Origin of the sequence: Nocardia africana NBRC 100379 (assembly GCF_001612635.1) — a bacterium.
Classification (GTDB): Bacteria; Actinomycetota; Actinomycetes; order Mycobacteriales; family Mycobacteriaceae; genus Nocardia; species Nocardia africana.
Map to the genome: position 1 here is coordinate 199,803 of NZ_BDAV01000014.1, position 12,657 is coordinate 212,459.

General features: G+C 69.9%; 11 protein-coding genes. 4 read left to right on the top strand and 7 right to left on the bottom strand.

Going from position 1 to position 12,657, the window contains the following annotated elements; all coding sequences use genetic code 11:
- Positions 1–125: 125 nt before the first annotated feature.
- The 3 genes from NA3_RS25760 to lspA are packed head-to-tail and all read right to left on the bottom strand — an operon-like array spanning position 126 to position 2,326.
- On the bottom strand, positions 126–785 hold the full coding sequence (locus NA3_RS25760; protein ID WP_062966216.1) for a hypothetical protein: 660 nt from the start codon (positions 783–785) through the stop codon (positions 126–128).
- Positions 786–797: 12 nt separating this feature from the next.
- Positions 798–1,724, bottom strand: coding sequence for an RluA family pseudouridine synthase (locus NA3_RS25765; protein ID WP_062966217.1), 927 nt, complete (start codon positions 1,722–1,724; stop codon positions 798–800).
- Positions 1,721–2,326, bottom strand: a complete 606-nt coding sequence (gene lspA / locus NA3_RS25770; RefSeq protein WP_062966360.1) for a signal peptidase II — start codon at positions 2,324–2,326, stop codon at positions 1,721–1,723. The genes NA3_RS25765 and lspA overlap by 4 nt, the downstream gene beginning before the upstream one ends.
- Before the next feature lie 344 nt (positions 2,327–2,670).
- Here lspA and NA3_RS25775 point away from each other — a divergent pair, with 344 nt between their 5' ends.
- Both NA3_RS25775 and NA3_RS25780 read left to right on the top strand, forming a co-directional pair.
- Complete coding sequence (locus NA3_RS25775) at positions 2,671–3,666, top strand: hypothetical protein (protein WP_227995298.1); 996 nt, start codon at positions 2,671–2,673, stop codon at positions 3,664–3,666.
- Entirely contained in the window at positions 3,654–4,361 is a 708-nt protein-coding gene (locus NA3_RS25780) for a sensor domain-containing protein (RefSeq protein ID WP_063917749.1), read from the top strand. The genes NA3_RS25775 and NA3_RS25780 overlap by 13 nt, the downstream gene beginning before the upstream one ends.
- Before the next feature lie 14 nt (positions 4,362–4,375).
- On the opposite strand, the gene NA3_RS25785 is transcribed toward NA3_RS25780, so the two are convergent.
- The 3 genes from NA3_RS25785 to NA3_RS25795 form a co-directional block, all read right to left on the bottom strand.
- Complete coding sequence (locus tag NA3_RS25785; protein WP_265337882.1) at positions 4,376–7,645, bottom strand: arabinosyltransferase domain-containing protein; 3,270 nt, start codon at positions 7,643–7,645, stop codon at positions 4,376–4,378.
- Positions 7,646–7,829: 184 nt separating this feature from the next.
- Positions 7,830–8,327: a WKL family lipoprotein gene (locus tag NA3_RS25790; RefSeq protein ID WP_128145170.1), complete on the bottom strand. Its 498-nt coding sequence runs from the start codon at positions 8,325–8,327 to the stop codon at positions 7,830–7,832.
- 112 nt (positions 8,328–8,439) lie between these two features.
- Positions 8,440–9,768: a DNA polymerase IV gene (locus tag NA3_RS25795; protein ID WP_062966362.1), complete on the bottom strand. Its 1,329-nt coding sequence runs from the start codon at positions 9,766–9,768 to the stop codon at positions 8,440–8,442.
- 236 nt (positions 9,769–10,004) lie between these two features.
- Here NA3_RS25795 and NA3_RS25800 point away from each other — a divergent pair, with 236 nt between their 5' ends.
- On the top strand, positions 10,005–10,883 hold the full coding sequence (locus NA3_RS25800) for a UTP--glucose-1-phosphate uridylyltransferase (RefSeq protein WP_062966220.1): 879 nt from the start codon (positions 10,005–10,007) through the stop codon (positions 10,881–10,883).
- A 10-nt stretch (positions 10,884–10,893) separates the two neighbouring features.
- Here NA3_RS25800 and NA3_RS25805 read toward each other — a convergent pair whose 3' ends face one another.
- The gene (locus NA3_RS25805; RefSeq protein ID WP_227995300.1) at positions 10,894–11,307 is read right to left on the bottom strand and encodes a MarR family winged helix-turn-helix transcriptional regulator; all 414 of its coding nucleotides are present in this window, start codon (positions 11,305–11,307) and stop codon (positions 10,894–10,896) included.
- Between the two features lie 79 nt (positions 11,308–11,386).
- Between NA3_RS25805 and NA3_RS25810 the strand changes: the two genes are divergently transcribed.
- Positions 11,387–12,586: an ABC transporter permease gene (locus NA3_RS25810; protein ID WP_218021898.1), complete on the top strand. Its 1,200-nt coding sequence runs from the start codon at positions 11,387–11,389 to the stop codon at positions 12,584–12,586.
- Positions 12,587–12,657 lie beyond the last annotated feature (71 nt).

Here is a 12,657-nt window from a genome sequence, read left to right on the forward strand (position 1 = left end):
TCCGGCCGTGTGCGCGGCGGGAAACCGGCGATCGGCGATGCGACGGGTGAGTGCGACCAGATCGTCGCCCCGGTATCGCCCCGCCGCCTCGATTACGCCGCCCGGCACCGACAGCACCGCAGGGCTCAGTGGTCGGGAATCGGACCGTCGTCGGGTCCCGGCGCCACGACGTCGACGTGGTCGGGCAGCAGCGGCAGCACCGCGAAGGCGCCCGCGGCGGCATCCGGCGGCAGCGCCTGCACACTGCGAATTCCGGTGTGGGACGCCACACCTCGCAACTGAGCGAGGGTGCCGCGGACCACGAGGTTCACCGCGCACGCGCAGCCGGCGTGCAGGCGCGCGGCCAGCACCGCCGCGAGGCGGCGGGAGCGGTCGTCGTCGGCCTGGACGTGATCCATCGCGCCCGCGGCCGCCGCCTGCGCGGCCCGCAGCGCGGCGGTTCCGGCCGGGACCGGCACCGTGATCACCGGGGTGGACACGCGGTCGATCGGAACGTGATAGAGCACCTGCGAAATACGCAGTCCCGCACCGAGGTCGACGACCTCATCGGTGCTCAGGCCGGTGCTCGCGGTCACCAGCGCCCAGCGGGGCGCGGTATCGGCGCCGGACAACGATTCGTGCGCGCGCTCGAGATAGTCGGCGACGCGTTCACCGGAGTCCGGCCCGAGCCGGTCGGTGCCGAGGACCGACGCGCGCGGCGGCCGCGCCCAGCCCAGGGCGACCACGACGATCAGCAGCACCACCACGACACCGAAACCGGCTGCGGGGCGCCACTTCTCACTCACCGGCCACCTCCGTCACGCCGCGCGCAGCACATCCAGGGCGTGCGCCAGATCGTCGGGATAGTCGCTGGTGATCTCGACCCAGCGGCCGTCGGCGGGATGGGCGAAGCCGAGACTGCGCGCGTGCAGCCACTGCCGCTGCAGACCCAGCCGCTCGGCCAGTCGCGGATCGGCGCCGTAGGTGAGATCACCGCAGCAGGGGTGGCGGATCGCCGAGAAGTGCACGCGGATCTGATGGGTGCGCCCGGTTTCCAGGTGGATGTCGAGCAGACTCGCGGCCTGGAACGCCTCGACGGTGTCGTAGTGGGTGACACTGGGCCGGCCGTCGGCGGTGACCGCGAACTTCCAGTCGTTGCCGCGGGCCCGCCCGATCGGGGCGTCGATGGTGCCGCTGGACGGATCCGGATGTCCCTGCACCAGTGCGTGATAGCGCTTGTCGACCGTGCGCTGCTTGAAGGCCCGCTTCAGCACCGTGTAGGCGTGCTCGGACTGCGCCACCACCATCACCCCGGAGGTGCCGACGTCGAGCCGGTGCACGATGCCCTGGCGTTCGTGCGCGCCGGAGGTCGAGATGCGGTATCCCATCGCGGCCAGCCCGCCCACCACGGTGGGACCCGACCAGCCGACACCGGTGTGCGCCGCGACGCCGACCGGCTTGTCGACCGCGACGATGTCGTCGTCGGCGTAGAGGATCTTCATGCCCTCGACCGGAGTGGCCTCGACGGTGAGTTCCCGTTTCGGTTCGGGGAACTCGACTTCCAGCCAGGCCCCGGCCACGAGCCGGTCGGACTTCCCGGCCGCGGCGCCGTCGATCTGCACCGAACCGTCCTCGGCCAGTGCGGCGACCGCGGTCCGCGACAGCCCGAGCAGCCGCGAGAGCCCGGCGTCGACCCGCATGCCGTCCAGCCCGTCAGGGATCGGCATGGCTCGTGTTTCCCTCATTCGCCTGCCTTCCCGTCCCGGGCGCCGGCGCCCCGATCATCGTCGTGGCCGGCACGGGTGCCGTCGGGTTCGAAGCCGAACACCGTCAGCACCACCAGCAGAATCGCCCCGCACACGATCGAGGAATCGGCGACGTTGAACACCGGCCACCATTTGGTGACGGCGATGAAGTCGATCACATGTCCCTGCAGCGGACCGGGTGAACGGAACAGCCGGTCCACCAGATTGCCCAGCGCGCCACCGAGGACCAGGCCGAGACCGATCGCCCAGCTCAGCGAGCGCAGGGTGCGGCCGATGCGGATCACCCCGATCACGACGGCGACCGCGATCAGGGTCAGCAGCCAGGTCATGCCAGTGGCCATCGAGAACGCCGCGCCGGAATTGCGGATCAGGGTCAGGCGCACCACGTCACCGATGATCGAAATCGGTTCGCCGGGCGTCATCTTCGCCACCACCAGCGCCTTGGTGCCGAGATCCAGGGCCAGCACGACGGCGGCGATCACCAGCAGCCACGGCAGGCGGCGCGGGAAGGCCGCGGGCGCGCCGGAAGGCCCCGCAGCGGATTCGGCCGCCGCATCGTCGGCGGTCCCGGAGGCGCTCACGGCCCCTTCGCGGTCGCTGCGGTCCGGCGCGTTTCCGTCCGGCGCAGTCTCGTTCGTCCCGGCCTCGCCGCGAATGGCCGCATCCGAGGCGTCCGGCGCCGGAGTGGAGTCCGCGCCGCTGCCGCGCGTGCCGGGTCCGTCGTCGCGGTCGGCGCCCCGATCCGCCGCGGATTCGCGCGGGGGTTCGTCGGGGTCGTCGAGGTGCTGCTCACGCGGCCGGTCCGTATTCACAGCTAGACATCATTCCTTATCACGTCATCGCCGGTTCGCGGTGCTGTCACCCAGCACGTGGGCGGCCGGGGAGTCAAAGCTGTTTTTCAGGAACCGGTCGTACCCTGATCGGCGTGACGGTGTTGTCTTCCCACTCCTGCGCCTCGGTGACCGGTCTACGCCCCGCGGGCGCGCCCGGCCGGGGCCCGAATCCGCGCGCGGTGCGCTCGGGAGTGCTGTTGATGGTGCTGGCGGTGACCCTGTCCGCGCTCGGCGTCGGTTGCAGCGACGGGACCGAGGCCACCAGCGACGCCGAGGTCGAGCCCTCGGGTTTCGGCAAGGAGGTCACCCTGCCGATCTCCGCCGCGGTCGCGACCCTCGTCACTCCGGGCGAGGAACCGCACGCTCCGCTGCGCCCGGCCGTGCGCCCGGGCACCTCCCAGCAGGTGACCCTGCGCACCGACCACCACGTCGAACAACAGATCAACGATCAGGCGGTGCGGGACTTCTCACCGCCGTCGGTGACCATTCCGCTCACCGCGGACGCGAAGGCCGACGGCGTGGACCTCGTCCTCGGCACGGCCACGTCACCGGACCCGGCCTTGGATCAGCAACTGCTGGCCGCCGACGGATCCCACGCCGGTATCGAGTTCACCGACCTCGGCGCCGTCACCGCGTTGCGGATGGCACCGGCCCCGTCGACGCCCGACACCGCCCGCGCCGCCATCGAACAGGCCTTCTACCAGGCAGTGTACGAGGCGATCGCCTTCCCCGCCGATGCGGTCGGCGAGGGTGCGGTGTGGACGGTGCATCAGCGCGTCTCGGGAGTGGTTCCGCTGGACCAGATGACGACCGCGACGCTCACCAAGCGCGACGGCAATCTGCTGACCATCGCCCTCGACATCACCCAGACGCCCACATCGGCCACCTGGCAGCTGCCCAACAATTCCGGCGACCTCGACATCATCGACTATCTGATGCGCGGTGCGGGCACCATCACCGTGGATCTCGGCCTGCCGCTACCTGTTTCGGGTGCGATCACCATCGGCGGCAATCAGTGCTACCGCGATCCGCACACCGATGTGCTGCTGCGCCAGGACGTCCGGACGCAGGTGCGATGGGGCGAGTGAATCGCGCCGCGGTCGTGCTCGCGGGCGTCGTCGTCGGCGTGAGCGCATGCGGGCACCACGACGATTCGCTGCCGTCGCTGCCCACGACGGCGACCGTACCGCCGATCACCGCCCCGGCCATCACCGATTCCGATGCGCTGCGGGCGCGATTGCTCACCCCGGCCGATCTGCCCCCGGGTTTCACGCAGCTCGAGGACGCCTCGGCCGGCAACGGACAGACGCCGCCGGACCGCTCCCGCACGAATCCGGCCGAATGCGCGAAAGTCCTGGCGCCGATGGGCGATCTGTACAGCGGGTCGTCCGCCCGCGGCGCGGTGCACTACTCGTCGCCGAACTTCGCCAGTATCGACATCGATATCGCCAGCTACGCCGACGGCAATGCGGCGCAGGCGTTCGCGGCGGCGCAGAAACTACTGCGCGACTGCCGTGCCTATTCCGGCACCGACGCCGACGGCACCTCCGTCGACTACCGGCTGGGCGGGCTCGATCAGCCGAAGGCCGGTTCGGCGTCGACCTCGTTCCAGGTCCACACCACCAGCGGCGGCATGTCGCTGTATTCCGCGGCCACGATCGCCGTCGTCGGCAGCAGCGTGGTGCAGATCGCGGAAACCTCACCGGCACAGGTGGATCCGGCCTCGCTGCAGGACCTCACGGCCAAACAGGTCCGGCGACTGGACGGTGTCGCCGGACCCTGACGGCCCCCGCGGCCTCAGCCCCAGGCGGTGTTGATGTGGCCCGGATTCCACATGCCGCCGTGGGTCTCCCGGGTCACCGTGGGCACCGCGGCGGTCGCGGAGGTGTCCCGCGGTGTCAGGCGCTGCAGCTCACCCCAGTCCCGGCGCCAGTCGTCCTTCAGGTAGGTGGCCAGGGTCTGCGAGCTCAGCAATTGCTGGCTCCAGCCCAGCGGGCCGCCGCCGTCGTGGCTCTCCCACAGTGTGGTGTCGTGGGCGGCGGTGCGATCGGGCAGGATGCGCCAACTCGGCACCTGCGCGATCCCGTCGCGGTGGTCGTAGGGCCGCTGGCACGGGAACTGCAGTCCGACCGCCCAGTCCAGCAGCACCGGGCTGTGCGAGCCCACCATGTCCTGCAGGCTCGTGGTGCGCGGGACGCGCGGCGGCGTCAGCGCCACCCACTGGCTGGGGTCGCGGCTGGTGTCCTGGGCGACGATGCGGATCACATCGGCCTGCGGCGGAATCTGGCCGAACGGCACCCGCAGGTTGCGCCACGACGGCGTCGGCCCGATGTCGACCGGGATCACCGAGCCCAGTGCGTGCGCCTCGGTCGGTGAATCGCTGGCGCCGTATTCGATCTCGACCCGCTGGCCGGGGGTGACCACGCCGTCCTTGTCGATCGAGCGGATGCGCCCGGCCGCGGTGATCGCCACGATCCCGGTGCGCTCGGCGGCCGGGGGCAGCCGGTACCAGCCTGTGGTGAGCTCGGCCGGATCCTGCTCACCGGCGGTGCCCAGTTCCGGGGTGGTGGCCGAGTCCAGGCCGTAAGGCAGTGGCGCACCGGCGGTTTGGGTGCCGGCCTCGCTCTGGTTCTTCCCGCTGTCGAAGGCGCTGGAGATACTGCTGCTGTTGGTCGGCTCCCCCTGCGGGGTCAGATCGCCGACCCCGTTGGGCACGAATCCGGTGGCGCCGGCGGTGAAGGTCGTCTGCGGGTCACCGGTCAGCGGCGTCAGCATCGAGGCGTTGGGATCGGTTTCGACGAGGACGTCGTCGGCCAGTCCGCACGGTTTGCCCAGTACCGCATCCACATTGGAACGGGCCAGCGAGAACGCCGGATACTGGGCGACCGCGCCCTTGGCGAACGAGGCCATCTCGAACACCACCAGCAGCGCCGCGGCCACGGTCAGCGGCGGAATCTTCGCCCATCGCCACGCCGACCGCGAAATCCGGTGCGGGGTACCGGGTTCCGGTGCGCGCACATGCCACCATCCGGCCAGGGCCAGCAGCACCACGGCCACGGCGAGGAAGACCTTGCTCAGCCCGAAGCCGTGGATCGACGGCGGTTTGTCCCACCACGGAATGCCGTAGCTGGACACGTACCACCATTCGTTGACGCTGGTGAAGATCTGCGCCATCACCAGGGCGACCACGGCGCCGAACAGCGCCCGGTTGCGCGGCGACCGCATCACCCGCGGGCCGACCGCGACGGCGGTCAGCACCGCCACCGCACCCGCGAGTCCCGCGTACACGCCGTTGTGGTGGGTGAATTTGGTGGGCGTGGTCGCCATCAGCAGCATCGACGCGAAGGTGATGCCGAGCAGCCGGCGCGCCGGCCCGCCCGCGGTGAACGGGATGCGCCCGCCCTTGCGCAGCAGAACGAACACGCAGACCAGCAGGCCCAGCCACATCGCCACCATGCCGAAGCGGCGCCCGATCGAACCGTCGGCGGTCGGCATGAACAGCCACTGATAGTTCAGGTAGTCGTTGTACCAGGGGTCCGACGGGCCGACCGCGGTGTGCACGCGGCGCATCTCGAACATCGCCGAGAGCGGCTGCACCGAGAACGCGAAGGCCAGCACCAGGGCTCCGGCCGCGGCCAGCGGCGCGAGCAGAGACCCGTAGCCGTACCCCACGGCCCAGCGGGAACGACGCTCACCCGTAAGCGGATCGGCGGCCAGATCGCGCGCCCGGGCACTGCCGAAGCGGAACACCGAGCGCATCCCGGCCAGCAGCGGCGCCACGCAGATCACACCCGAGGGCGCCGCGGTGAAACTGAACGCCGCCACCAGAATCGCGATCGCATACGGCAGCAGACGCCGGGTCGCGATGGCACGTTCCACGAAACACCAGGTGAGCAGGACGCAGACCGCGATCACCGGTTCCGGCCGCAGACCGTTGTTGTAGGGCAGCCAGACCGCCAGGAAGATCAGCGCACCGGTCCACACCGCCACCCGGTCGTGTCGCACCGCCACACCGAGGCGGGGAATCACCTCCCGGCTCAGCGCCAGCCAGGTGACCACACCGGCCAGCAGCGTCGGAATCCGCATCCACGGACTGGCGGTGCTGATCTCGGTCATATGCGCGATGATGTCGTACGGCGGTGTGCCGACGGGGTTTTCGGGCACGCCGAAGAACCGGAAGTAGTTCGCCATATAGCCCGACACCAGCGACGCGCGCGCCATGCCGAACTGATAGCCGTCGTCGGAGGTGGTCGAGCCGATGAAATGCCAGATCACCAGACCGCCCAGGACCACGGCGTCGACCGCGCCGAAGCTCCACCACCGCTGCGGCAACCAGCGCCGGATGCGCCGGCCGTCGAGCCGGTCCAGACGGAACAGCGCGGCCAGCGCGATGAGGGTGAACACCACCGCCAGCACCGTCGCGATGCGCTTGATCACGGTGGGCACCACCGAGAATCGGCTGTCGACCTGGGCGGTGACACTGGTTCCGGCGGCCCGGGTCAGGTCGCTGTACACACCGACCAGCTGCGGGCGCCAATCACCCTGCAGCGTCACCGGTTTCGCCTCCGTGCCGGTGAAAGTGGCTGTGGTGTGGGAGATTTCGGAATGCACGGTGAACGCGCAGTCGACGCCGAGCCGGTCCACCGGCACACTGGCCAGAGACTGATTGCGCAGCACCGCTTCGAACTGGCCGGGCTTACCGTCGGTGCCGGGCCGCACCCGCGCGACGAAACCGTAGCGCTCCAGGTCCGGGGCGCCGGACGGCATGGTCGCGGTCAGGGTGGAGCCCTGGGCGGGCAGCTGCGCGAGCGCCGCGCACGGAACGGTGGCGTCGAAGGTCAGCGGAGCATAGGAGACCAGCGGCGCGTCGATGCCGCGGGTCGAGCCCTGCTGCGGCCACGACAGCGTGGTGTGGTCGATCTGCACCGGCAACAGCGGCACGGCGATGGCGCACAGGGCGCCCAGGAGACCGGCGATCAGCGCGATCGGCTGGGCCCAGCGAGCTTGTCGTGACCGGTCGACCCGGTGTCCCTGTCCTGCCGCGGGCGTGTCGTCCGCCCTCACCATCGTGTCGGTCACGGAGGCAGATGCTAGCGCGGGGTGTCGGGGCCGAACGAAGTCGTCCGACCTTTCTCAGTCTTTGTTCAGTTTCGTTGTGCGTCCGGCACGGCATCGCCCCTCGTCATCGCGCTGGGACGACTCGGGCCGGCGTTCCGCGCGGAAACGCCGGCCCGGGCCGGTACGACGAGACCTACTCGCACGCGGGCGACTGCTGGCCCAGGTTCTTCAGTCCGGCGCAGGCCCAGCTCTTCTGCAGCTTCCAGCTGTTGCCCTGGGCGACGAACGGCACGTCGGCCTTGGTGGGCGCACCGCCGTTGACGGAGAAGTCCACCTTCGCGGTCAGCGTGTCGCCGCCGAGATACGCCACATCGGTGACGTTGATCTTGGCGTTGTTCTGCTGATACGCGTCGGTCAGCTTCTGCATCATCTCGGGGTCCTTGGCGAGGGCGTCCTGACCGTCCTCGAGCCACTGCGCCTTCTGCGCGGCCGGCACGCCCGGGTCCAGCGCCTGCGCCAGCTCCGAGTTCAGATCGGCGACCGTGGGCACCGGCGGCACGTTGGCGGCCGAGGTGGCGGCGGCCTTGGTCGTGGTGGACTTGTGGCTCGAGTGCTTGTCACCGCTACCGCAGGCCGACATGCCGAGCGCAGCCACGACTGCCAGGGTGGCGACCGCGATGCGTCCAGTCATCTGAAGCTTCAATGCTCGTCCTTTGCGTTCGAGTTGGTCTGGTTCCGTTCACGTGACAGCTCCCACCCGACCGGCGGCAGTGCACGAGTGGCCTCACGCTACCCGCCAAATTTCAACGAAGACTAAGGAGCGGATCGGCCGGGGTGAGATCGTCATCGTCGGCAGCGAACGTATACGCCGGGCCCGGCCCTGTCGAGCGGGTCTCGAATCGGACGGTGACCCGGCCGTGCCCGCTGCCCTGTACCCAGCCGTGGCCATACCGGGGATGGCCGACATCGCGTCCGGGATACCAGAACTCGGTGGTGTAGGAACGCGTCGGCGGCGGCACGACCGGCTCGGCCGCGAGCGCCGGTGCGGCGATCGGTTCCTCGAAGACCGCGGCGCCCACCGCACCCGTGTCGCGATCCAGCTCGGGGAACAGCGATTCCTGCCGCACCGCCGACAAACCGCCGAAACCCACGCCCACCAACCGAATCGAGCCCAGTTCGACGGGATCGATGGCCGAGCGCTGCGCCGCGGCGGTGAGCGTGGCCGGATCGGTGGTGGCATAGGGCAGCGTGAGCGAGCGCGTCACGATGCTCATATCGCTCTTCTTCAATTTCAGGACCACCGTGCGGGCCGCGCGGCCGTCGCGCAGCAGCCGCCGGTGTGCGGCCTGGGCCATCGCCTCGATCGCCGGGCGCAGCTGCGCCAACGTGACGATGTCGGTCTCGTAGGTGGTTTCGGCGCTGATCTGTTTGGCCTCGGCCCGCTCGGCGACCGGCCGTTCGTCGATACCGCGAGCGAGCCGGTGCAGCGCCGCGCCGACACTGCCGCCCAGCAGCGAGACCGCCTCCGGCTCGGGCAGCGCCGCGAACGCACCGACGGTTTCGATGCCCACCGAACGCAGCCGATGTTCGGCCACCGGCCCGATCCCCCACAGTTTGCGCACGGGCAGCCCGGCCAGCAGCGCCTGCTGTTCGGCCGGTGAAATCACCCGCACCCCATCGGGTTTCGCGAGTCCGGACGCGATCTTGGCCAGCTGTTTGCCGGTGCCGGCGCCGACCGAGGCCACCAGCCCGGTTCGCTCCCGCACCGATTGCCGCAGCCGCTCACAGAATTCGCGCACCTGCCGGACGTCGGCGCCGGCGAGTTCGGCGGGCTCACCGAACGCCTCGTCGAACGACAGCGTCTCGAGCACCGGAATCCACGACCGCAGCGTCTCGAAGACCTGCCCGCTGACTTCGCCGTAGACCACCCCGCGCGGCGGGATCACCACGGCGGTGACGCCGACCAGCCGGCGCGCCTGATGCATGGGCATCGCCGACCGCGCGCCGAAGACCCGCGCCTCGTAGCTGGCGCCGGCGACGACGCCCCGGCCGCCCATCCCGCCGACGAGTACGGGCCGGCCCCGCAATGTCGGGCGGGTCAGCTGTTCGACCGAGGCGAAGAAGGCGTCCATATCGATATGCAGCACCCAGCGCCGCGCCGCCACCGTGTCGGCTCCGAAATTGCTGTCGGATTCCTGTGCGTGCAGATGCACTGCCGGCCCACCCCCGGTACCCGCACCGACCCCGGCGGATGCGCGCTGACCAGGCACGAGACCGCCGGTAGCCGCGTCGGGGGCAGAGTGCATACCCGGAAATCTACGCGTGGGCACCGACATATCCGGCAGCGGAAGTGTGTGATGATCGGTTCATGACCATCCGCAAGGCAGTGATCCCAGCCGCCGGCATCGGCTCCCGCCTGCTGCCGCTGACCAAGGCCATCCCCAAGGAGATGCTGCCGGTCGGCGACAAACCGGTGATCGAGCACACCGTGCGGGAGCTGGTAGCCTCCGGCATCACCGATATCACGATCGTGGTGAGCGGCGGGAAGTCCCTGATCCAGGACCATTTCCGCCCCAATCCGGCATTGGTGGCGCAGCTGCGCGCCGACGGTAAATCCGCCTATGCCGACGCCGTGGAAGAGGTCGGCGAACTCGGCCGGCTCGGCCACATCACCTATCTGGACCAGCACGGTCCCTACGGCAACGGCACGCCCGTGCTCAACGCCGCCCGCGCACTGGGCGACGAGCCGATGCTGGTGTTGTGGCCCGACGACGTCTTCGTCGCCGAGATACCCCGCGCGCAGCAGCTCATCGACGCCTACAACAAGACCGGCTCGCCGGTGCTGGCGCTGATGCCGATGGATCCGGCCGACTCCCAGCGTTACGGCGTGCCGGTGGTCGAGGATTCCTTCGAGCCCGGCCTCATGCGCATCAGCGGGCTCCGGGAGAAGCCGAAGCCGGAGGACGCGCCCTCGGCCTACGCCGCGATCGGCGGCTACGTCGTGACCCCCGGCATCGTCGACGAACTGCGCAAGCAGGTCGACCAGTGGTACACCCACCGCACCGGTGAGGTGTATCTGACCGACGCGATCAACGTGTTCGCCGCCTCGAACCCGGTCTACGGACAGGTGATTCGCGGCCGCTGGTACGACACGGGCAATCCGGCGGACTACCTGGTCGCCCAGTTCGCCTCCGCGCTCAGCCATCCCCAGTACGGGCCGCTGCTGCGCGATCTGTGCAACGAGTGAGACCGAGCGGTCAGCCGCCGTCGGCGGCGTTGTAGCGCTCCAGGTAGGCGGCGAGCTGGGCGACGTCGCGATCGTCCCAGTCGCGGAAACGCTCGCTCACGGCGGCACTGCGCGCTCGTTCGGAGTCGGCCGCGACGCGCCTGCCCTCCGGCGTGGCGCGCAGGACGTGATTGCGGCGGTTGGCCGGGTCGACCTCCTTGACGAGGTAGCCCTGCTTCTCCAGCGCCGCCACCTGCCTGCTCATCGTGGACTTGTCGAGCACGAAATACTCGGCCAGTTCGGCGGCGAGGCAGCCGTCGCGCGCGATCACCAGGTCGAGAATGCTGTAGGCCACCAGCGGCAGCTCGGGATACAGCTCGGCGGCGCGCCCGCGGGCGCGGCGGGCGAACGCGGTGAGCTCCCGCTGGATTGTCTGAATCGCCACAGTGCGGGACGGGTATGACTGCGACCCCTTCATGGTTGTATAGTACAACAAACAATAGTTGTATTTACCAACCTTTGGAGTGACGTTCATGTCCCTGCACCAGCTACGGCACATGGCCGGACATCTGCTGACCCCGCTGCTCATGTGCCTGGGTATGGGCCTGGCCTATCTGGGTGCCTTCCACCAGCCCGAGCCCCACCACGTGCAGGTCGCGATCGTCGGCGACAGCCCCCAGGTCAAGGTGATGGCACAGACGCTGAAGGACCGGGCCGGTGACGCGCTCGACGTCGTCACGATCGCCGATCGCGCCGATGCCGTGGACCGGTTGCAGCATCGCGATCTGGCCGGCGCCTTCGTCCCCGATGCGCAATCCCCCGAACTGCTTGTCGCCAAGGCGAATTCGGATACCACCGCCATGGCCGTCGAGACGGTGTTCGGCGCCGTGACCGCCCAGCAGAATCTGCCGCTGCGCACGATCGACATCGCGCCCTCCGCCTCGGGCGACCCGACCGGACAGGGCCTGTTCTTCGTGCTGGTCGCGCTCAGTATCGGCGCCTACGGCAGCGTGGCGGCGATCAGCGTCGCCGGCGCGGGCACGCGCATGGCCGTGCGGGCGCTGACCGCGGTGGCCACCTCGTTCGTCGTGAGTGTGATCGGCATCGTGCTGGCGGGACCGGTCTTCCACATCGTCGACCACGACTACGCCTCGATCTGGGCGATGGCCTGGTTGTACGCCGCGGGCATCCTCTTCATCGGCATCGGCCTGCACCCGTTCCTGAAGCGCTGGACCACGCTCGCGATGATGGTGCTGTTCGTGATGCTGAACTTCACCACCTCCGGCGGCATCTACCGCCCCGAACTGCAGAACGGCTTCTTCGGCGCCCTGCATTCGTTCTGGAACGGCGCGGGCTTCGTCGAGGGCGCCCGCAGCCTGCTCTACTTCGACGGCAACGGCGGCCTCGGCGGCCGGATCGTGAGCCTGGCGCTGTGGTTCGCGGCCGGTGTGGTGCTGGTGCTCGTGGGCGGCGCCTACGAACGCCGCCGCGCGGCCGCACAGTCCCCGGCGCATGTGCCAGCGCACGCGGCCATGTCCGTAGCGGCCCATGCTGCAGCACAGGATTCCGCGCGGGCAGTGCCCGCCGGTGCGTCGGCGGCGGCCCCGGCCCATGCGGCAGCACCCGCAGCTGCGGCGCCCATGTCCGGGAACGCCGCGTCGGGTGAAGATTTCGACGAGGACTCCGACGCCGAGGAGGAAATCGAGCAGGCGGTCGGCGTCTGAGCTCGCGCCGCCGTGCGATAGGGCTGCGGCGATCGCGATCGGCGACGCGCGCACACACCACCGAGTGCCCG

What these genes read in the sequence shown, in the direction of transcription:
- NA3_RS25765 (WP_062966217.1), bottom strand. Translation starts at nt 1,724, where the DNA reads ATGAGGGAAACACGAGCCATGCCGATCCCTGACGGGCTGGACGGCATG.
- NA3_RS25780 (WP_063917749.1), top strand. Translation starts at nt 3,654, where the DNA reads ATGGGGCGAGTGAATCGCGCCGCGGTCGTGCTCGCGGGCGTCGTCGTC.
- NA3_RS25785 (WP_265337882.1), bottom strand. Translation starts at nt 7,645, where the DNA reads ATGGTGAGGGCGGACGACACGCCCGCGGCAGGACAGGGACACCGGGTC.
- NA3_RS25790 (WP_128145170.1), bottom strand. Translation starts at nt 8,327, where the DNA reads ATGACTGGACGCATCGCGGTCGCCACCCTGGCAGTCGTGGCTGCGCTC.
- NA3_RS25795 (WP_062966362.1), bottom strand. Translation starts at nt 9,768, where the DNA reads ATGGACGCCTTCTTCGCCTCGGTCGAACAGCTGACCCGCCCGACATTG.
- NA3_RS25800 (WP_062966220.1), top strand. Translation starts at nt 10,005, where the DNA reads ATGACCATCCGCAAGGCAGTGATCCCAGCCGCCGGCATCGGCTCCCGC.